Below are 20,179 nucleotides of genomic sequence, written 5' to 3' on the forward strand. Positions count from 1 at the left end.
CATTAATGAAATCCCTGCGTCGGGATAGGACCGCAGACGAAATCCGCTGATTTCTCAACAAACTAGGCCTTAACTTTTTTGAAATGGAAATTAACCCTTGGCTATTGGTATTTTATTGGTATTATCCGCCCCGAGGAGAAATCGCGTGAAATTCGTGCTCGGCATCGATGGCGGCGGCACCAGCTGCAGGGCGGCCCTTGCAACGGCCGACGGCAGCGTCCTCGGCCGCGCCAAAAGCGGCGCCGCCAACATCCGCACCGATCTCACCGGCGCCAGGACGAACATCGTCGACGCGGCGCAGCAGGCCTTTGTCGCCGCGGGCAGGGATCCCGCACTGATCCCGCAAACGCCGGCCGTTCTCGGCCTGGCCGGCGCCAATGTCGGCACCTATAGGCAGCAGCTCGAAGCGATCCTGCCGTTCCGCATCAGCCGTGTCGAGACCGACGCCGAAATCGCGCTGGAAGGTGCGGTCGGCTCCGGCGACGGCGCCATGGCCATCCTCGGCACCGGCACCGCCTATATGGCGCGCAGACAAGGCAAGTCGCGCGCCATCGGCGGCTGGGGATTCCAGGTCGGCGACCAGGGCAGCGGCGCCCGCATCGGCCGCGACCTGCTCGAACAGACGCTGCTCGCCTATGACGGCATCCGCGAAGGCTCGCCGCTGACGCAGGCCATGCTCGCCATCTTCCGCAACAATCCCGAGGATGTGGTCGAATTCACCACCAACGCCAAGCCCGGCGATTTCGGCGGCTTCGCGCCCAAGGTGTTCGAACACGCCGAAAAAGGCGACGTCGTCGCTATCTGGATCCTCGACAAGGCGGTCGCCGATGTCGAGGCAGCGCTTGGCGTACTCGACCTGGGCGGCGACGATCCGCTCTGCCTGCTCGGCGGGCTGGCGCCGCTTTACACGCCGCGCCTGTCGGCCCGTTACCGGGCGCTGCTGAAACCGCCGCTCGACGACGCGCTGGGCGGCGCCGTGCAGATGGCGGTTCGGATTTTCGCAAACACGGCGGAGACAGCGCGATGAGCGAGGCCGCCGACCAGATATTCACGGCGCTGAAACAATCGTCGCAGAGCGGCGCGCCGCTCTATCTACAGCTGAGGAAGAGCATCGAGGACGCGGTCAAACGCGGGCTGATCGGACCGGGCGATGCGCTGCCTTCCGAGCGCGACATCGCCAGCAAGGCCGACATTTCGCGCGTCACCGTGCGCAAAGCGGTGCAGGACCTGGTCAAGGGCGGCATCCTCGTCCAGCGCCATGGTTCCGGCACCTTCGTTGCGCCGCGCATGGAGCGCGTCGAGCAGTCGCTGTCGATGCTGACCTCGTTTACCGAAGACATGGCGCGGCGCGGCATGGCTGTGCGTTCAGCGTGGCTCGACCGCGGCCTCTATCCGCCGTCGCCCGACGAGATGATGGTGCTCGGCCTGGCATCGAACGAATTGGTGGCGCGCGTGGCGCGCCTGCGCATTGCCAACGACACGCCGCTGGCGATCGAGCGCGCCTCGCTATCAACAAGCGTGCTGCCCGATCCGGCGGCGATCGGTTCGTCGCTCTACGCGGCGCTGGAACAGACCGGCAACAGACCGGTGCGGGCGGTGCAGCGCATTTCCGCCACCAATCTCGGCGATGGCGATGCGCATCTGCTCGAAGTGCCGCCAGGCATTGCCGGGCTGCATATCGAGCGTATCTCCTATCTGGCGAGCGGCAAGGTGATCGAGTTCACCCGCTCCATCTACAGAGGCGACGCCTATGATTTTGTCGCCGAACTCCGGCTAAGCGGGCCGGGCGAAGAGGGCCGGTCATGAGCGCAACAATTACCCATATGCGGCGCGAGATCGACGAGATCCCGGAGGCCACCGCGCGCCTGCTCGACGGCTCGGCCGCGGTGCTGACCGAGGCCGGGCGCGACATTCGCGAGCGCGACCCGAATTTCGTCGTCACCGTGGCGCGCGGTTCGTCCGACCATGCCGCGACCTTCATGAAATATGCCGTGGAGCTGACCGCCGGGCTGGCGGTTGCATCGGTCGGCCCGTCGATCGCCTCGATCTATGGCGCCAAGCTGAAGCTGGGCGGCTCGGCCTGCCTGGCGATCTCGCAGTCCGGCAAGAGCCCGGACATCGTCGCAATGGCGCAGGCGGCGCGGGCCGGCGGGTCGCTGACCGTCGCCATCACCAACACTGCCGATTCGCCGCTCGCGCGAGCCTCGGATTACGCGATCGACATCCTGGCCGGACCGGAGCGCAGCGTTGCGGCGACGAAGACCTTCGTCAATTCGGCCGTCGCAGGGCTCGCCTTGATGGCGCATTGCACCGGCGACGACAAACTTCTGGCAGCACTTGCCCGCCTGCCGGAGCATTTTCGCAAGGCGATCGCGTGCGACTGGATGGCGCTGGCTGCGGCACTCGAGACGCCGAAATCGCTGTTCATCCTTGGCCGTGGCCCGTCGGCGGCGATCGCCAACGAGGCGGCGCTGAAATTCAAGGAAACCTGCGCCATGCACGCGGAAGCCTATAGTGCCGCCGAGGTCATGCACGGCCCGCTGGCGCTGGTCGGCCCCGGCTTCCCGGTGCTGGCTCTGGCTGCTCGCGATGCGTCCGAACCGTCGGTGGCCGATGCCGCCGACAGCCTGGCCGGCAAGGGCGCCGCCGTCTTTGTGACGTCGAACAAGGCAAAGAGCGCACAGCCGCTGCCGCATGTCGCAACCGGTCATCCGCTGACCGATCCACTGACGCTGATCGTGTCGTTCTATGGTTTCGTCGAGGCTTTTGCCCGCCATCGCGGCCTCGACCCCGACACGCCGCCCAATCTGCGCAAGGTGACGGAAACGCTATGAGCGACCGTTTCGCCCTGACTGGCGCCCGGATTTTCGATGGCGACCACTGGCACGACAATGCGGCGCTTGTCGTGCGCGATGGCCTCGTCGAGGCCATCCTTGCCGCCGGCGCGATTCCATCAAATGTTGCGCGTATCGAGACCGGCGGCGGCATGCTGGCGCCTGGCTTCGTCGATCTGCAGGTCAATGGCGGCGGCGGCGTCATGCTCAACGACCATCCCGACGTCGCCACGATCGAGACCATCTGCCGGGCGCACGCACCCTTCGGCACGGCGGCGCTGTTGCCGACGCTGATCACCGACACGTCCGAGATCACCGCCGCCGCGGTTGCGGCCGGAGCCGAGGCGGCACGGAGGAAGATGCCAGGATTCCTGGGCCTGCATCTTGAAGGGCCGCATCTTTCGATCGCCCGCAAGGGCGCGCATGACCCGGCCCTGATCCGGCCGATGCTAGGCCCCGACCAGGCGATGCTGATCGCCGCACGGAAAAACCTGCCCGTGCTGCTGACGACGGTGGCGCCCGAATCCGTCGAGCCCGGCCAGGTGTCGGCACTTAGCAAAGCCGGCATTGTCGTCAGCATCGGCCATTCCGATACCGGCTATGCCACGGCTCGCGCCTTTGCCGAGGCCGGCGCAACGGTGGTCACCCATCTGTTCAACGCAATGAGCCAGATCGGCAATCGCGAGCCAGGGCTGGCTGGCGCGGCAATCGATACCGGCACATTCTATGCCGGCATCATCGCCGATGGTATCCATGTCGATCCGGCCACCATGGCGATCGCCTTGCGCGCCAAGCAGGGGCCGGGCAGGATCCTGCTCGTTACCGATGCCATGGCGACGATCGGCACCGACATGACCTCGTTCACGCTGAACGGCCGCACCATCCACCGCAAGGATGGCAGGCTGACACTTGCCGACGGCACGCTGGCGGGCGCGGATCTCGACATGATTTCCGCGGTGCGCTTCATGCACCGCGTCGTCGGTCTCGACCTCGACGAGGCCTTGCGCATGGCCTCGCTCTATCCGGCGCAAGCGATCGGCCAGTCGCACCGGCTCGGGCGTTTCGCCAAAGGCACCGCCGCCAACATCGTTTCGCTGTCGGACGATGTGGACATTAAAAGCGTGTGGATCGATGGCGCCAGGGTTTTTGCAACCAGCCCTGCTCGTTAGGGTTAGCCGGCTTTGGACGTATAGAGGTCCTTGTAGGTTTCGCGCAGCAGGTTCTTCTGCACCTTGCCCATCGTGTTGCGTGGCAGCTCGTCGACGAAGATCACCCGTTTCGGATGCTTGTACCTGGCGAGGCGCCCGGCGATGGCCTCGATGAGCCCCGCGGCGCTGATGGTCGAGCCCGGCGCCCGCACCACGACCGCGGTGACGCCTTCGCCGAAATCCGGATGGGCGACGCCGATGACAGCGCTTTCGGCAACACCAGGCAGCGCGTCGATCTCGCTCTCGACTTCCTTTGGATAGATATTGTAGCCGCCCGAAATGATCAGGTCCTTGCCGCGACCGACGATGTGGACATAGCCGTCGGCATCGATCAGCCCCAGATCGCCGGTGATGAAGAAACCATCGTCACGGAATTCGGCCCTGGTCTTTTCCGGCATGCGCCAGTAGCCGCAAAAGACGTTCGGGCCCTTGACCTCGATCATGCCGACCTCGCCCCGGGCAAGTGTTTCGCCGCCGTCGGGATCGGCGATGCGCAGGGAGACGCCGGGCAACGGGAAGCCAACCGTGCCGGCACGCCGCTCGCCCTCGTAAGGGTTCGACGTGTTCATGTTGGTCTCGGTCATGCCGTAGCGCTCGAGGATGGCGTGGCCGGTGCGCTCTCGCCAGGCTCTGTGCGTCTCGGCCAAAAGCGGCGCCGATCCGGAAATGAACAAGCGGATGTTTTTCGCCGCTTGCCGGTTCAAACCGTCCTGCTGCAGCAGGCGGACGTAGAAGGTCGGCACGCCCATCAGGACGGTGGCGCGCGGCAGCAGCGAGACGATGCGGGCCGGGTCGAATTTGGTTTCGAACAGCATCGAGGCGCCGGCCATCAGGACGACATTGGTGGCGACGAAAAGGCCATGCGTGTGGAAAACCGGCAGCGCGTGAACCAGCACGTCTGCGGCGGTGAAGCGCCAGAGGTCGACCAGCACCCGCGCATTCGAGGCGAGGTTTTCGTGGCTGAGCATGGCGCCTTTCGAACGGCCGGTGGTGCCCGACGTGTAGAGGATCGCAGCAAGGTCGTCCGGCCCGCGCGCCACATCGTGAAAGTCCACGGCCGCCTCAGAGGCGCGATCGGTCAACGAACCCTCGCCCTGGCTGCCGAGTGTCGCGACCGCAGCGCCCGAGGCCTGCGCCAAAGCGCCGATCTCGGTCACTCGCGCCGGCTCGCAGACGACCAGTCGCGGCTCGGCATCCCTGAAAAAATAATCGAGCTCGGTCAGCGTATAGGCGGTGTTGAGCGGCAGGAAGATCGCGCCGGCACGCAGGCAGGCGAGGTAGAGGAAAATGGCCTGCGGGCTCTTCTCGACCTGAACGGCGACGCGGTCGCCGGCTTCGACGCCCAGCCGCGACAGCGCGTGCGCCAGTTGAGCGGAGCGCGCCAGCATATCGCCATAGCTGATCGAGCGCCCGTCCTCTGCCTCCATCAAAAGGCGTCCGCGCGCGGGCATCCGGGCACGGAAAGCATCAAACAGATGGTTGCTCATGTTTACCCCGAGCGGCGTCTCCGGCCGGACGGCGGCGGTCAGCCGGCCGCCTTGTCCGCCGCTATCCTGATTGCCTCGATGTTTGCCCGGTAGGCTTCGACGCTGCCGCCCTTGAAGATGGCCGCACCGGCGACCAGCACGCTGGCGCCGGCGGCAGTGACCAGGGGCGCAGTTTCGGGCGAGATGCCGCCGTCGATCTCGATCCTGATCGGCCTGCCGCCGATCAGCGCCTTCACCCGCTTCACCTTGTCGACGATCGCCGGAATGAAGGCCTGGCCGCCGAACCCCGGATTGACCGTCATGATCAGGATCAGATCAAGCCGGTCAAGCACGTATTCGATCATCGTCTCCGGTGTCGCGGGGTTGAGTGACACACCGGCCTTCTTGTCAAGGTTTTTGATCGTTTGCAGCGACCGGTCGAGATGTGGCCCGGCTTCGGCGTGCACCGTGATGCCGTCGCAGCCGGCGTCGGCGAAGGCGGCCAGATAAGGATCGGCCGGGGCGATCATCAGATGGCAGTCGAAGAAGGCCTTGGTGCGGTTGCGGATCGCCTTGATCACCGGTGGCCCGAAGGTGATGTTCGGGACGAAATGCCCGTCCATGACGTCGAGGTGGATCCAGTCGGCGCCGGCGGCCGTCACCGCCTCGACCTCGTCGCCGAGCTTCGAGAAATCGGACGCCAGCACCGATGGCGCGATCAGGGTTTTTTGAGCCATGTCCGCTTCCCGTTGTTGAGACCCCTTCGGCGTAATCATCTCGGCGCCGCTTGTCGACAGGAATCCCGCGTCCGCGCAGAAGGCGAGAAGCGGTGCGAGCCACTTCTCTTCTGGTGCAGACCTTTCCTCCAAGGCCTTTCCAGTGCACGGCCTTGGATTTCAGTTCGAATGGCGCCGCGGCCTGGCCGTCCGTGGCAGGAAGAGCTTGCGGTTGCCTTGTTTCACCTTCTGCAGATCGGGCTTCTTCAGCCCAGCGGCGAGCGCCAAGATCGACAATCCGCTGGCAGCCTGGATGGCGCGGCGCAAACGGCCGCCACGAGAGCGCACGAACGCCCCGTGGCCGCAAGACATGGATCTCCCCCCACAGGTCATGGGAAGGCGAAGGTCGCGCTGAGCTCCTGCTGTTCCCTGAGACCATGGAGCCTCCGGATCTGTGGTCATGGGGCTTTCCTTTCCGGGGCCGCACCGCGCGGCACCTGAGCGTCTGTCGCGGGGCGAGGCGGAAAGGTTCATGGGCCGGGGCCGGGCCGGCTGGATCACCGCCGGAAAATACCGGCCTGCCGGTCCCGGATCCGATCAACCGCGATGAATGGTGAACGCCTTGCGCAGAATGCTTGCGCGCCACGCAGCCTGTTCTTATATACGCGCCAAGCCGTCCAGCGCCGAATGCCGGTTGCCGGAGCGGAATTTCTTGTGAACAGGGGCTTTCATCGGAACGCCTGTACGGGTCCTGAGAGCCTGCTTAGCGGAGAGATTAGAACAATGGCAAAAGTAATCGGTATCGATCTGGGAACAACCAACTCCTGTGTCGCCATCATGGATGGCAAGGAATCCAAGGTCATCGAGAATGCGGAAGGCGCCCGAACGACCCCTTCTATCGTCGCCATCAACAGCGACGGCGAGCGCCTCGTCGGCCAGCCGGCCAAGCGCCAGGCGGTCACCAATCCTGAAAACACCATTTTCGCGGTCAAGCGCCTGATCGGCCGCCGCTACGACGATCCGGTGACAGAGAAGGACAAGAAGCTTGTCCCCTACAAGATCGTCAAGGGCGACAATGGCGATGCCTGGGTCGAGGCCGGCGGCAAGAAGCAGTCGCCCAGCCAGATCTCGGCGATGATCCTGCAGAAGATGAAGGAAACGGCGGAGGCCTATCTCGGCGAGAAGGTCGAGAAGGCGGTCATCACCGTTCCGGCCTATTTCAACGACGCCCAGCGCCAGGCGACCAAGGATGCCGGCAAGATCGCCGGCCTCGAAGTGCTGCGCATCATCAACGAGCCGACGGCGGCCGCACTTGCCTATGGACTGGACAAGAAGGAAGGCAAGACGATTGCCGTCTATGACCTTGGCGGCGGCACGTTCGACATTTCGGTGCTCGAAATCGGCGACGGCGTGTTCGAGGTGAAGTCGACCAATGGCGACACCTTCCTCGGCGGCGAAGATTTCGACATGCGCCTTGTCGAATATCTGGCGGCCGAGTTCAAGAAGGAACAGGGCATCGACCTGCGCAACGACAAGCTCGCCCTGCAGCGCCTCAAGGAAGCGGCTGAAAAGGCCAAGATCGAGCTGTCCTCCACCACGCAGACCGAAATCAACCTGCCCTTCATCACCGCCGATGCCACCGGCCCCAAGCACCTGACGCTGAAGCTGACGCGGGCGAAGTTCGAGAGCCTGGTCGAGGATCTCGTCCAGCGCACGATCGATCCCTGCAAGGCGGCGCTCAAGGATGCCGGCCTGAAGGCCGGCGAAATCGACGAAGTCGTCCTGGTCGGCGGCATGACCCGCATGCCCAAGATCCAGGAGATCGTGAAGCAGTTCTTCGGCAAGGAGCCGCACAAGGGCGTCAACCCGGATGAAGTCGTCGCATTGGGCGCCGCCATCCAGGCCGGCGTGCTGCAGGGCGACGTCAAGGACGTGCTGTTGCTCGACGTGACGCCGCTGTCGCTCGGCATCGAGACGCTGGGCGGCGTGTTTACGCGGCTGATCGAACGCAACACGACGATCCCGACGAAGAAGAGCCAGGTGTTTTCCACGGCCGAGGATTCGCAGTCGGCGGTGACCATCCGCGTCTTCCAGGGCGAGCGTGAAATGGCCGCCGACAACAAGGCGCTCGGCCAGTTCGATCTGGTCGGCATCCCGCCTGCGCCGCGCGGTGTGCCGCAGATCGAGGTCACCTTCGACATCGACGCCAACGGCATCGTCAACGTCTCGGCCAAGGACAAGGGCACCGGCAAGGAGCACCAGATCCGCATCCAGGCGTCTGGCGGCCTTTCGGACGCCGACATCGAGAAGATGGTCAAGGACGCCGAGGCTAATGCCGAAGCGGACAAGAAGCGGCGCGCGCTGGTCGAGGCCCGCAACCAGGCCGAGGCGCTGGTGCATTCCTCGGAGAAGTCGCTGAAGGAATATGGCGAGAAGGTTTCCGAGGCCGACCGCACGGCGATTGCCGATGCGATCGCGGCATTGAAGACCGCTGCCGAAGGCGACGATGTGACCGAGATCGAGGCCAAGACGCAGACGCTCGCCGAAGTCTCGATGAAACTCGGCCAGGCCATGTACGAGGCTTCGCAGAAGGAAGCCGCCGAGGCCGACGCCAAGGCTGACGCCGCCAAGGACAGCGACGTCGTCGATGCCGATTTCGAGGAAATCGACGAGGACGACGAGAAGAAGAAGTCGGCCTGAACCGCCTGACGGTAAAGGTAAGCAAAAAGCCCGGCGCGCAGCCGGGCTTTTTTGCAACCCTTTGCCAGAAAAACGCGGAGCTCCCCGAAAAAATGCGGACAAAGCCTCGTAGACACTGGCATCGCGGCTCCATCACACCTAAATCGGAACAGCGTGCCGGCAAACGACGCAACGATGCTTCAAGACGTTGACTATCCGGACTGCGGGAAAACATGAAAGCTGATTTTTACGAAACGCTGGGCGTGCAAAAGGGCGCCGACGAGAAGGAGCTCAAGAGCGCTTTCCGCAAGTTGGCCATGCAGTTCCATCCCGACCGCAACCCAGGCGACCATGCCTGCGAGCACAAGTTCAAGGAAATCAACGAAGCCTACGAAACGCTGAAGGACCCGCAAAAGCGTGCCGCCTATGATCGCTTCGGCCACGCGGCCTTCGAGCACGGCGGCATGAATGGCGGGGCGCAGGGCTTTGGCGCCGGCGGCTTCGCCGACATTTTCGAAGACATTTTCGGCGACATGATGGGCGGGCGCCAGCGCCGCTCGTCCGGCGGCCGCGAGCGCGGCGCCGACCTGCGCTACAATATGGAAATCACGCTGGAGGAGGCATTTTCCGGCAAGACCGCGCAGATTCGCGTGCCGGCCTCGATCTCCTGCTCGGAATGCTCCGGCAGCGGCGCCAAGCCCGGCACCCAGCCCGTCACCTGCTCGATGTGCAACGGCCACGGCAAGGTGCGCGCCACGCAAGGCTTCTTCTCGATCGAGCGCACCTGCCCGCAATGCCAGGGGCGCGGCCAGACCATCAAGGATCCGTGCCCCAAATGCGCCGGCCAGGGCCGTGTCACCGAGGAGCGCTCGCTGTCGGTAAACATCCCTGCCGGCATCGAGGACGGCACCCGCATCCGGCTGGCCAATGAGGGCGAGGCCGGCCTACGCGGCGGCCCGTCCGGCGATCTCTACATATTCCTCGCGGTCAAGCCGCACGAATTCTTCCAGCGCGACGGCGCCGATCTTTATTGCAAGGTGCCGATCTCGATGACAACGGCAGCGCTTGGCGGCTCGTTCGAAGTGACGACACTGGACGGTACCCAGACGAAGGTGAAGGTGCCGGAAGGCACCCAGAACGGTCGCCAGTTCCGCCTCAAGGGCAAGGGCATGCCGGTGCTGCGCCAGCCCAATATTGGCGACCTCTATATCCAGACCGTGGTTGAGACGCCGCAGAACCTCTCGCGCCGCCAGCGCGAATTGCTGGAAGAATTCGAGCAGCTTTCCTCAAAGGACAATTCGCCTCAGTCGAGCGGATTTTTCGCCCGCATGAAGGACTTTTTCGAAACGTTCGGCGAGCACCGAAGCTGATCCCTGGAAAACGCTTCCCGAGCGTCATCAACACCTTATCCGGGGATTCGCCTTGTCTTGCACCTCGTAGCTGTTAAGTAGCATGCGAGGGAGCGTTGAGGAGGACTTTCGATGACGCGTAGTCCCGGACTGCGAAAGACGCTGGCGGAAAAGTTCGACGACGAGTTGAAGTTCTTCAAGGGCTGGATCGACAAGCCGAAGGCGGTCGGTTCGATCGTCCCGACCAGTTCCGTCACCGCGCGCAAGATGGCCTCGATCGTCGATCCGAAATCCGGCTTGCCGGTGCTCGAGGTCGGGCCCGGCACAGGCGTCATCACGCGCGCCATCCTCGCCCAGGGCATAAAGCCTGAAAATCTCTACGCGGTCGAATATTCCACTGATTTCGTGCGCCATCTGCGTCAGCTTTATCCAGGCGTCAACGTCATCGAGGGCGACGCCTTCAATCTCGACGCGACGCTTGGCGACAAGCGCGACCTGATCTTCGATTCGGTGATATCGGGCGTGCCGCTGCTCAACTTTCCGGTCGCCCAGCGCATCGCCTATGTCGAGAGCCTGCTCGACCGTATCCCGGCGGGCCGGCCGATCGTGCAACTAACTTACGGGCCGCTGTCGCCGATCCCGCCCGGCCGCGGCGACTATACGGTCGAGCATTTCCATTTCGTCATCCGCAACATTCCGCCGACGCAGCTTTGGATCTATCGGCGCGGCTGAACGCATGTCGGAGTTCCGGATGCCGGTCATTGCCGCTGGTTGGCCAATCGGTCCAGGAATGCCGTCAGCCTTTCGAACGCCTGTTCTCCCGCCTTGCCGTCGAGATCGAACTGATATTCATGCGGCAGGGCCGGACTGTAGTCGTCCGGAAAGAACAGCGTGTCGACCGCGACGCCTTGCGACGCGATCGCGCGCGCGATCTGACGCGACTGCGGCGCCAGCGGATCGGCATTGCCGACCGAGACGAATGCCGGCGGAAATTGCGGCGTCAGGTGCCTGTCGATTGAAAATTCGGCAATGCGCGGGTCATCGTCCAGCCGCTTCACGCCGAGATACGACCACATGACGGTCCTGTTGAAGCCGGCGAAAGGCCCTTCGGGCGAGATCATCGCGGGATCGTAAATGCCGCAGAACAGTGCAACGCCTTTCAGTTGCGCGCGCTCTATGCCCGGATCGACGTCCATCATGGCGGCATAGGCGGGATTGCTGATCGTGGCAGCCAGTTGAGCGACGATCTGCGGGCCGGCGGAGTCGCCGGCAAGGAAAAGTCTGTTGCGATCGATGTGGTAGCGGCCGGCATTACCGGAAAGAAAGGCAAGCGCCTTGTTGGCCTGGAGGACTGGCGTCGGATAGCGGGCGCCGGGGGCGACGGAATAGCCGACCGAGACAGTGACGTAGCCCCGACCGGCCAGTATTTTCATATATGCCGAGATGTCGGCCTTGTTTCCGGCAACGAAGCCGCCGCCATGCACCCAGACCACCGTCGGCAACGCCTTTGCCTGAGCGTCCACGGGAAAGAAGACGTCAAGGGTCTCGTCGGGGTCCTCGCCATAGCGCTCGTCGCGCAGTTCGCCGACATTGGCGGGCACGTGCTTTTCAAGCGCGCGGTTCTTTGCCACTGCATCCTTGTGAAAAGCGTAACGGATCAGAAGGACCGAAGGCCACGGGCTGAGGACGAAAGCGGCGTAGCCGGCGGCAGCAGCCACCGCGAGAGCGACAAGACCATAGCCTACCCATTTCAATCCCACGAGGTCCGCCCTATCCGCTGGCGCCGGTCGCCAAAACGGCCAGCTCTAAATGCGTGCCGCAATCTCGGCTATTGATTCGTCCCACGCATCGCCTATAGCTGCCGCCACAGCAAGGGATTGCGATGCCGATCATCCCGAAAATTCTCGTCGTCGCCGGTTCGGTGCGCAGCGGCGCCTATAGCGGCAGGACTGCCGACGTGGCGCAGAAGGAACTTGCCATGCAGGGCGCGGAGGTGACCCGCATCTCGCTCGCCGACTATCCGTTGCCAATCCTCGACCAGGATCTGGAAAAGGACGAAGGCATTCCCGAAAACGCCGTCAGGCTCGGCCGGATGATCGCCGCCCATGACGGCCTGCTGATCGCGACGCCCGAATATAACGGCTCCATTCCGCCGCTGCTCAAGAACACCATCGACTGGGTGAGCCAACTGCGCAAGGATGGGGGCCGGACGTTCAGGCCGCTTGCCGGCAAGGTCGCCGGCCTCTGCTCGTCTTCCAGCGGACCCTTTGCAGGGATACGTTGCATCAACCATCTGCGCGCCGTGCTGGTGCGCTGCCGGATGGAGGTGGTGACACCGGAGTGTTCGGTGCCGGAGGGCGGTAGCGCCTTCGACGACGAAGGCAACTTCCGGGACGAAAGACTACGCCAATCGATGGAGCACCTATGCCGAACGCTGATCGAAACCTCGCGCATGCTGTCGACGCGGATCGAGGCATGATCCCGGACGCCGCGCGTGCCGACACAATTCAGGAAAGGCTGATCGTCGGCCTCGACCTGCCGACGCTGAGGGAAGCCGAGAAGGCGGTGCGCGAGCTCGACGGGATCGTCTCCTTCTACAAGATCGGCTACCAGCTCGCCTTTGCCGGCGGGCTCGACTTCGCCCGCGAGCTGGCCAGCGGCGGCACCAGGATCTTTCTCGACATGAAGCTGCTCGACATCGATAACACCGTTGCCAAGGGGGTCGACAACATCGTCAGGATGGGCATGAGCATGCTGACCATCCACGCCTATCCGAAGACGATGAAGGCGGCGGTCGAGGCTGCCAGGGGCAGCGACCTTTGCCTGCTCGGGGTTACCGTGCTGACCTCGATGGACGAGCAAGACGTGATCGACGCCGGCTATGAATATGACCCGCATACGCTGGTGCTGAGGCGCTCCGAGCAGGCGCTGCATGCCGGCATGGGCGGCATCGTCTGTTCGGCCGAGGAAGCGGAGGCGGTACGCCGCATCGTCGGCCCCGATCTGGCGGTAGTGACGCCGGGAATCCGACCGAAGGGCAGCGACCATGGCGACCAGAAACGCGTGGTGACGCCGGCGCAGGCGATCCGCAACGGCTCCAGCCATCTCGTCGTTGGCCGGCCGATCGTCGGCGCCACCGACAGGCGGGCGGCGGCGGAAGCCATTCTCGATGAAATGCGCTCGGCCTGATGCCAGGAATTAACCCGGAGAAATACCATGCCCAAGGGATACTGGATCGCTCGCGTCGATGTGCGCGATGCGGAAGGCTACAAGGACTATGTCGCAGCCGCCAAGCTGGCCTTCGACCGCTTCGGCGCCAAGTTCCTGGCGCGCGGCGGCGCGCATGAGAAGGCAGAGGGACCGGGCCGCGACCGCAACGTGATCATCGAGTTTCCGTCGCTTGCGGTGGCGCATGACTGCTACCACTCGCCTGAATACCAGCGCGCCGTCGCGATCCGCCAGAAGGTGGCCGATGGCGAGATCGTCCTGGTCGAGGGGATTTAGGCGCGAAGCCGGTTCGCCGCTGCCTCCGCCATCGCATCGGCGAGGCTCAGGCCCCATTGCTTGCGACAGTAATCGCGAAAATCGAAGCAAGGCAGGCCGGGGCAGACCTCGAACTCGATGAGATGCACGCTATCGTCGGCTTCGACCCGGAAGTCGATGGAAAAGACGTCCCGCAGGCCAAGCCCGACCATCAGGCTTTCGGCGATGCGACGGATTCTTGCATCGGCTCGAGGCTGGCTGGCGTCAACGGGAAGCAGCAACGGCTCGGCGTAATTTCCGGTGGCTTTGGCCGCTTCGCCGGTATTGCCGTAAAGCGCCAGGCTGTCCTGCATGGTTTGGAAATCGCCGCCGGAATCGACAAAGGCGACGCCGAGCGCCTCAATGCCGGTATCCGGCTTCAGGCCGAGAAAGCTCGCCCGCACATTGCGTCCGGCGACATAGGGCTGGACGACGACATCGTCGCGATAGGCGGCGAATACGCGCCGGCTAAGCTTCAGCGCATGGCCGAGATCGTGGCAGCGCGAATCCGGCCAGATGCCGATCTTGGCGCCGAGCCGGTTCGGCTTGACGAACCAGCCGGCGGGCGAGGCCGGCGGCGCGACCAGCCACGCCCCGTCACGGGCAAGGCCCGCCTGCGGCACCGGCAGGCCAAGCGCGCCGAGCACGGCGCCGGACCGGAACTTGTCTTGGCAGAGCGCGAACAACGCATCGTCGGCGCCGATCGCGTCGAAGCCATTCAGCCGTGCCAGAGCCGGTGCCGCGCCGCCGCGGAAATAGGCAATGCCATCGGTCAACGTCCAGACAAGCGAGGTCTTCGGAACTTCGCCGGCGAGAACGCTTGCGGCGTCGTCGAGCGCCACCGGCGCAAACGACAAGCCGCGCGTTTGGCAAGCGGCGGCAAGTGCGTCGAATTCAGCAGCGATGTCGGTCGATTGCGCTAGGTAGGAGGCGATTTCGGCGGCACGCTCCGGCACGTGGTTATCGGCGACCAGCCGATCGAAGCAGGCCTGTTCCGGCTCGTAGACAAGGATCAGCTTCGGCTTGCGGCTTGACATGGGTGGAACGGCTCCTGGCAGCACGATTGCCTACCATCGCACGGCGAACGTATTCGGCTTGCGCGCAACCGACGTCAGCCGGACGCCTGCACGACAGCAACTGTCCTCAGGCGATCAGCACGCGCGGCTCGAAGCGACCATTGACCGGAATGTCGAGCATAAACGTCATGCCGGCTTGCGGGTCGAGCAGGCGCTGCTTCTCGCTCTTGCCCGACCAGGCGGAGGTGACCGCGATCCGGTCGGCATTCCTGCCGAGGAAAGCCGGACAGGACGGTTGCGTGACCGGCATCGCCACCGAACGGACAAGCTTGCCGTCGGGTCCATAGGCTTCGACGACGCTGCCGCCCCAGCAAGCGTTCCACAATATCCCGTCGCGGTCGAGCACCGAACCATCGATATAGCCCTTGGCCGAACGGTGATCGACGAAGACCTTCGGTTCGCCAACCGGGAGGCCGGTCGCCGGATCGCAGCCGACGCGCATCAACAGGCCGGTGCTGGTATCGGTGTAATAGGCGATCGACCCATCCTCGGAAAAGCAGATAGAATTGGGCACCGTGATATCCGCATAGAGCCGGCGCAGCTCGCCCTTGAAGAACCAGTAGATCGAACCGGCGGCCTTCTCCTCGCCCTTGCCCATTGTGCCGACCCAGAGGGCGCCGCAAGGATGAACGCGCGAATCGTTCGAGCGGGTGACCGTATTATCGGCCTCGATCGGGGTGTGCAGCGTCAGCTTGCCGGTCGCGACGTCGCGGACATGCAGGCCGGTCTCGGTGGCGATCAGCTGACGCTGGTCGTCGATGACGGCAATGGCACTGGCCATCTGGCGGAGCTCGTGGATCTTGACCGCACCGCCGGACAAACGCTTTTCCAGGAGCTGGCCGTTGACGATGTCGAACCAGTAGAGCGTGTCGGTCGCAGGGTCATAGCTTGGTCCCTCGCCCAATTGGCAGACATGGTCGGAAAAAACCGAAACGATTGTCTCGCTCATCATGCCACTCCAAACGCCGCGTCCCAGGCCTGAACTGCGGCTTTCGCCCGTGCTGCCACTTCGTCGACGCTCATGCCCGGCTTGAACAGGCTGGAGCCAAGACCGAAGACGCTGACGCCGGCTGCCTTATAGCCGGCAAAATCCTTGTCTGAAACGCCGCCGACGGCGCCGACCAGCACATTGGCCGGCAGCACCGCGCGCATCGCCGAAATGCCTGCCGCGCCAAGCACGCTCGCCGGGAAGAATTTCAGTGCCGAAGCACCGAGCCGGATGGCCTGGAATGCCTCGGTCGGCGTGAACACGCCGGGCATTGTCACCATACCGTACTGCATGGCACGGCCCATGACCTCGGCATCGATATTGGGGCTGACCAGCAGCCGCCCGCCGGCCTTGTGCAAGCCGTCGACATCGGCGGCGGTGAGCACCGTGCCGGCGCCGACCAGAGCTGTTGGAGGAAGCGCTTCGACAATGCTGGCTAGGGAGGCAAAGGGCTCGGGCGAGTTGAGCGGCACCTCGATCGCTTCGATGCCGGCGCCGAAGATCGCCTGGCCGATCGCCACCGCCTCGCTTGGCTTCAGGCCGCGCAGGATCGCGACCAGACCCCGCTCGAGCTTTGGAAAAGGTGCGGTTTCGGTCATGCGGCAACTCCATTTTTGGCGATCATGCCATTCTCGCGCGCGGCTTCGGCAAGGCCGGCACGCACCGCCTCGTCGGCGTCGACGGCCCTGAAAGCGAGCCCGGCAAGGCCGAGCGCCTCGGCATAGAGCGTGCCGAGTGCGCCCGACGCGATCAGCACGACGGGCACAGCGCTTGCTTCATAACGGCGATTTGCCGAAGCGATCTCGCCGCCGATCAGCAGGCCGGACAGGCAGGCGGCGGCATCTTCGGGCTTCAGGTCCTGCAACAGGCTAGCAGCGCGGATCGAGAACAAACTTGAAACGACGTCACCGCCTTCGGCCAACGCCTTCAGGCACCAGTCCCGAAAAAACGGACTTTCGGCGGCAACCGGCTGCGGCGGCTCGCCCAGCGAATGGCGCAGGATCGAGTGCGCGGCCAGCACCGAAAACAGCTCGCCGGTCGGCCAGGTGCCGAACCCGGCAACAGAGCCGTCCTCGACCAGCACCCATTTCGAATGGGTGCCGGGCATGCAGACGAGGTGACGTCCCTTTGCCGGCAAACCGGCTCCGGCAAGCTGCGTTTCCTCACCGCGCATGACGTCAGGTGCATCGGCGAGGCGCTGGGCAAGGCCGGGCACAATGCGGATATCGCGGCGCTGGCCGGGAATGCGGGCAGCTTCGGCCAGGATAGCGCCGATTGGCGTGGGAACGCTGACATAGGGCGCCTCCAGCCAGCCCTGGCGCGAGCCGGCCATGCCGCAAATGATGACCGGCAGGTTTTCGGGTGCGCCCATGGCGGCCAGATGCCCTTCGAGAATGGACGAAAACCCTTTAGCCTGAGCGGTGATCAGTCCGTCATCGCCGCGCCGCTCGGCGAGAACGTCGCCGGTGCCGTCGAGCAGCCATACCCTCATGCGGGTGGTGCCCCAGTCGACGGCTGCGACGGAAGCTGCCTTGCTCGGTGAGATCACAGGAACCCCCCGTCGACGATCAGCATCTGCGCGGTCAGCATGCGTGAAGCATCCGACGCCAGGAACAGCACGGTGCCGACAATGTCTTCCGGCTGCATCACACGCTTGATGCACTGCTTGGCGACGTGAGCGGCGAGCGCCTGTTCGGTGACCCAGAGCTTTCTCTGCCGCTCGGTGATTACCCAGCCGGGCGCGATCGCGTTGACGCGAATGCCGTCGGCACCGAGCTTGCCGGCGAGACCCTTGGTAAGGCCGACGATGCCGGCCTTGGCGGCGGTATAGGCCGGCATATCGGGATGGTTGATGAGAAACGAGGTCGAGGTGAAATTGATTATCGAGCCGCCACCGGCCCGCTTCATGCCCGGCGCCACCGCCTGTGCGCTGAAGAAATGCGGGCGCAGGTTGATGGCATGGTTGTTGTCCCAGAACTCGACCGTGACGTCTTCGACGGCATGACGGTCATCCTGAGCGGCATTGTTGACCAGCACGGTCACGTCGCCATGCGCCTCGGCGGCTTTGGCGATTGATACCCGCAATGCCTCGATGTCGCGTATGTCGGTCTTGAGATAGAACGGCCGCCGGCCGAGTTCCTTGTCCAACCGATCGGCCAGCGCCAGGCTCGGACGGTCGGCGATATCGATAAAGGCGACCTTTGCCCCCTGGCGGACAAAACCTTCGGTCAAGGCAGCACCAATGCCGGAGCCGCCGCCGGTGATCAGCACCGAAGCGCCTTCGAGGTCGGCAAAGCGTGCCGATGGCATCATGAAATTCTCTCCCGGTCCAATGATCTCGGTCGGCCGGCGCGCATCCTATCCAGCCGTGTCGGGCGGGCAAGGGCGAAAGAGTGGATTGGCGCGACTTATGTCCGACAAAAGGCCGCACGCGCCGCCGATCGATCAGCCGCCCACCCGGACGCGGTACAATTCGACGGCGGCTCCGCTGGTCCCGGCAACCGGCGCAAGCCATTCCGGCACGCTGCCGCGCATCAGCCCGGCAAGAAAGCCTGCCGGCGCCTTGGCTGCGAGGAGCTTGCTTTCGGCGCTGCCGGGGCACAGCGCGACGAGGCCGACGTTATGATCCGCGACGACCGTCCTGGCATCGGCATCGGACCCAAGGAAGGCATCGAGCGCCAGCAGGTTGCCGGCGACATTGCGATGATAAGGCCCGGCGAAGACGCGATGTCCGGAATAGGCCAGGATAGGCGATCCGAGATTGGAAATTGCCAGCACGGTGGTGCCGGGCAGGCGGCCGAGTGCCGCAAAGGAGGCCTTGCGCTGGCAAGCGACGTCGGTGCCGTCGCCATTATCCGCCGTGGTGTTGCTGTGGTCGAAGGCTACCGAGGTCGCCGCGGCAGCCCCAGTCCAGACCGCATTCACCGAAACCAGCCAGACGGCAGCCATGCGCAGCGCCACACCGCGCGACGCGCTGGCCTCGGCCCGTTGACGCCATTTGGCAATCCAGGCGGCAAGCGGAATGACGGCGAAGGCGATCGAGAATGTCGAACCGCGTACCTGCCAGGCGCTGACGATGAAGGCCACGACAAGCAGCGCGCCGACAAGGCTGTCCTGCCGCCGCCAGCCACCGCGGCCAAGGCGAAGCGCCATCAGCACGAGCGCAATGAGCGGCGTGGCATAGCGCGCCACCACCCCGGCCGGATCTTCAGCGAGCAGCTTGAACAGCGACTGCGCCTCGTCGATGTGATCAAGCCATAGCTCCTTGAGGCGCGGATCGAGATTGGCATAGGGCGCTGCCAGGCATTGTGGGAACAACAAGACGACGACAGCGCCCAATAGCATGGCGAGCAGGCCAAGTGAGGCGATGCGCCGTTGGCGCGTGCGGCCGGCCGGCTCGATCGACGCTGTCGCCGCAAGGCCGGTTCCGGCAATCGCTGCGACGACGAACTGCACGGTTGAGAATGCGTCGCATTGCGCCTGGTCCCAGGCGGATGGCGCAATGGTGGCGACAAAGACGAGAGCGGAAACGCCGGCAAAGCCGAGGCCGAAATCCTTGGCGATCAGCCTCTCGCCATTGGCGTCGAGGGCAAACAGCATGGCGACATAGGCGCCGATGGTGGCAACGTAGGGCGCGGTTTCCATACCGATGGCCAGCATCAGCCCGGCGCATAGGCCGGAGAGCAATGCCGCCGCCTTGCGCAATGGCGCTTCAAGCAACAAGCTCAGGCTGGCCATGCTCAGCATCAGCTGGATATTGTGGTGATCGAGCGCGCCAGGCGAAAAAATGCCGAGGAAATGCAGTGCGGCAGCGCCGACGATGACAGCCGGCAGCACAGCGCCGCACCCGGCAAAGCTGCGCGCGGCGCGAGCCGTGAAAAATACGGTCAGGCAGAAGAGCAGCGCCGGCCACAGCACTTGCGCGACATTCTCGGCAAGCGCCGCGCTGCCGGTCAGGGCCGATACGGCGATGATGATGGCGGCGATCGGCGCATCGACCAGGCGCGACCAGTGCATGACGAAGCCGCCTTGCAGGCCCATCCTGTACTGGTGGAGATCGAACCAGCTTTGGCCGGCGAGCATGTCGCGAACTTCGACGAGGCGCAGCAGATTGTCGTTGTCGCCGCCGGCATTGGTCAGTGCCGGGAAGCCGGCAAAGGCATTGACGGCAGTTGCCAGCACCGTGGCAAGCAGCGCCAGCGCGATATCGGACCTCCAAATGAAGGCGCCATCGTCGGCTGTGCTCATATCAGGACCTTTGGAGGAATACGGGGCGGCTTAAACCTAGCCTTAACAGCTTCAATAAATAGTAAAGCCGCCCGAGCGAGGCCAGCGTTTGAG

General features: G+C 64.3%; 20 protein-coding genes. 10 read left to right on the forward strand and 10 right to left on the reverse strand.

The window, feature by feature from the left end:
* Positions 1 to 145 precede the first annotated feature (145 nt).
* Genes NKJ84_RS14955 through nagA form a run of 4 tightly spaced genes read left to right on the forward strand, consistent with a single transcriptional unit; the run spans position 146 to position 4,003 of the window.
* Entirely contained in the window at positions 146 to 1,027 is an 882-nt protein-coding gene (locus NKJ84_RS14955) for a glucosamine kinase nucleotide-binding domain-containing protein (RefSeq protein WP_352507071.1), read from the forward strand.
* On the forward strand, positions 1,024 to 1,806 hold the full coding sequence (locus tag NKJ84_RS14960; protein ID WP_352507073.1) for a GntR family transcriptional regulator: 783 nt from the start codon (positions 1,024 to 1,026) through the stop codon (positions 1,804 to 1,806). Before NKJ84_RS14955 ends, NKJ84_RS14960 begins: the two co-directional genes overlap by 4 nt.
* Positions 1,803 to 2,834: an SIS domain-containing protein gene (locus NKJ84_RS14965; RefSeq protein ID WP_352507074.1), complete on the forward strand. Its 1,032-nt coding sequence runs from the start codon at positions 1,803 to 1,805 to the stop codon at positions 2,832 to 2,834. The genes NKJ84_RS14960 and NKJ84_RS14965 overlap by 4 nt, the downstream gene beginning before the upstream one ends.
* Positions 2,831 to 4,003, forward strand: a complete 1,173-nt coding sequence (gene nagA / locus NKJ84_RS14970) for an N-acetylglucosamine-6-phosphate deacetylase (protein ID WP_352507075.1) — start codon at positions 2,831 to 2,833, stop codon at positions 4,001 to 4,003. Before NKJ84_RS14965 ends, nagA begins: the two co-directional genes overlap by 4 nt.
* 2 nt (positions 4,004 to 4,005) lie before the next feature.
* Here the strand turns inward: nagA and NKJ84_RS14975 are convergent, their stop codons facing one another.
* From NKJ84_RS14975 to NKJ84_RS14985, 3 genes are all read right to left on the reverse strand, one after another.
* Positions 4,006 to 5,529 (reverse strand): malonate--CoA ligase, encoded by a 1,524-nt coding sequence (locus tag NKJ84_RS14975; protein WP_352507076.1) that lies wholly within the window; start codon positions 5,527 to 5,529, stop codon positions 4,006 to 4,008.
* 38 nt (positions 5,530 to 5,567) lie between these two features.
* Positions 5,568 to 6,245 (reverse strand): ribulose-phosphate 3-epimerase, encoded by a 678-nt coding sequence (gene rpe, locus NKJ84_RS14980; protein ID WP_352507077.1) that lies wholly within the window; start codon positions 6,243 to 6,245, stop codon positions 5,568 to 5,570.
* Positions 6,246 to 6,404: 159 nt separating this feature from the next.
* A complete protein-coding gene (locus NKJ84_RS14985; protein WP_352507078.1) occupies positions 6,405 to 6,596 on the reverse strand; it encodes a hypothetical protein in 192 nt (63 codons plus the stop codon).
* Between the two features lie 411 nt (positions 6,597 to 7,007).
* On the opposite strand from NKJ84_RS14985, the gene dnaK reads away from it, so the two are divergent.
* The 3 genes from dnaK to pmtA all read left to right on the forward strand — a co-directional run bounded on the left by dnaK (position 7,008) and on the right by pmtA (position 10,984).
* On the forward strand, positions 7,008 to 8,924 hold the full coding sequence (gene dnaK, locus NKJ84_RS14990; protein ID WP_023679851.1) for a molecular chaperone DnaK: 1,917 nt from the start codon (positions 7,008 to 7,010) through the stop codon (positions 8,922 to 8,924).
* A 212-nt stretch (positions 8,925 to 9,136) separates the two neighbouring features.
* The gene (dnaJ, locus tag NKJ84_RS14995; protein WP_254815727.1) at positions 9,137 to 10,273 is read left to right on the forward strand and encodes a molecular chaperone DnaJ; all 1,137 of its coding nucleotides are present in this window, start codon (positions 9,137 to 9,139) and stop codon (positions 10,271 to 10,273) included.
* A gap of 111 nt (positions 10,274 to 10,384) precedes the next feature.
* On the forward strand, positions 10,385 to 10,984 hold the full coding sequence (pmtA, locus tag NKJ84_RS15000; protein WP_352476898.1) for a phospholipid N-methyltransferase PmtA: 600 nt from the start codon (positions 10,385 to 10,387) through the stop codon (positions 10,982 to 10,984).
* A gap of 26 nt (positions 10,985 to 11,010) precedes the next feature.
* Here the strand turns inward: pmtA and NKJ84_RS15005 are convergent, their stop codons facing one another.
* The gene (locus NKJ84_RS15005) at positions 11,011 to 12,006 is read right to left on the reverse strand and encodes an alpha/beta hydrolase (RefSeq protein WP_352507079.1); all 996 of its coding nucleotides are present in this window, start codon (positions 12,004 to 12,006) and stop codon (positions 11,011 to 11,013) included.
* A gap of 128 nt (positions 12,007 to 12,134) precedes the next feature.
* Here NKJ84_RS15005 and NKJ84_RS15010 point away from each other — a divergent pair, with 128 nt between their 5' ends.
* The 3 genes from NKJ84_RS15010 to NKJ84_RS15020 are packed head-to-tail and all read left to right on the forward strand — an operon-like array spanning position 12,135 to position 13,756.
* Positions 12,135 to 12,731, forward strand: coding sequence for an NADPH-dependent FMN reductase (locus tag NKJ84_RS15010; RefSeq protein WP_352507080.1), 597 nt, complete (start codon positions 12,135 to 12,137; stop codon positions 12,729 to 12,731).
* Positions 12,728 to 13,441, forward strand: coding sequence for an orotidine-5'-phosphate decarboxylase (gene pyrF / locus NKJ84_RS15015; protein ID WP_254815723.1), 714 nt, complete (start codon positions 12,728 to 12,730; stop codon positions 13,439 to 13,441). The genes NKJ84_RS15010 and pyrF overlap by 4 nt, the downstream gene beginning before the upstream one ends.
* A 27-nt stretch (positions 13,442 to 13,468) precedes the next feature.
* Positions 13,469 to 13,756: a DUF1330 domain-containing protein gene (locus NKJ84_RS15020; RefSeq protein WP_254815722.1), complete on the forward strand. Its 288-nt coding sequence runs from the start codon at positions 13,469 to 13,471 to the stop codon at positions 13,754 to 13,756.
* Here the strand turns inward: NKJ84_RS15020 and NKJ84_RS15025 are convergent.
* The 6 genes from NKJ84_RS15025 to NKJ84_RS15050 form a co-directional block, all read right to left on the reverse strand.
* Positions 13,753 to 14,811 carry a D-alanine--D-alanine ligase family protein gene (locus NKJ84_RS15025; protein ID WP_352507081.1) on the reverse strand — a complete coding sequence of 353 codons (1,059 nt, stop codon included), beginning with the start codon at positions 14,809 to 14,811 and terminating at the stop codon, positions 13,753 to 13,755. The two genes, NKJ84_RS15020 and NKJ84_RS15025, sit on opposite strands and share 4 nt — an antisense overlap.
* A 106-nt stretch (positions 14,812 to 14,917) precedes the next feature.
* A complete protein-coding gene (locus tag NKJ84_RS15030) occupies positions 14,918 to 15,799 on the reverse strand; it encodes an SMP-30/gluconolactonase/LRE family protein (protein ID WP_352507082.1) in 882 nt (293 codons plus the stop codon).
* Positions 15,799 to 16,437 (reverse strand): 2-dehydro-3-deoxy-6-phosphogalactonate aldolase, encoded by a 639-nt coding sequence (locus NKJ84_RS15035; protein ID WP_352507083.1) that lies wholly within the window; start codon positions 16,435 to 16,437, stop codon positions 15,799 to 15,801. The genes NKJ84_RS15030 and NKJ84_RS15035 overlap by 1 nt, the downstream gene beginning before the upstream one ends.
* On the reverse strand, positions 16,434 to 17,384 hold the full coding sequence (locus tag NKJ84_RS15040; RefSeq protein WP_352507090.1) for a 2-dehydro-3-deoxygalactonokinase: 951 nt from the start codon (positions 17,382 to 17,384) through the stop codon (positions 16,434 to 16,436). Before NKJ84_RS15040 ends, NKJ84_RS15035 begins: the two co-directional genes overlap by 4 nt.
* The gene (locus tag NKJ84_RS15045; protein ID WP_254815718.1) at positions 17,384 to 18,151 is read right to left on the reverse strand and encodes an SDR family NAD(P)-dependent oxidoreductase; all 768 of its coding nucleotides are present in this window, start codon (positions 18,149 to 18,151) and stop codon (positions 17,384 to 17,386) included. The genes NKJ84_RS15040 and NKJ84_RS15045 overlap by 1 nt, the downstream gene beginning before the upstream one ends.
* A 132-nt stretch (positions 18,152 to 18,283) precedes the next feature.
* A complete protein-coding gene (locus NKJ84_RS15050) occupies positions 18,284 to 20,086 on the reverse strand; it encodes a GtrA family protein (RefSeq protein WP_352507084.1) in 1,803 nt (600 codons plus the stop codon).
* Positions 20,087 to 20,179: the final 93 nt, after the last annotated feature.

The organism is Mesorhizobium sp. M0048, assembly GCF_040323405.1.
Taxonomy (GTDB): domain Bacteria; phylum Pseudomonadota; class Alphaproteobacteria; order Rhizobiales; family Rhizobiaceae; genus Mesorhizobium.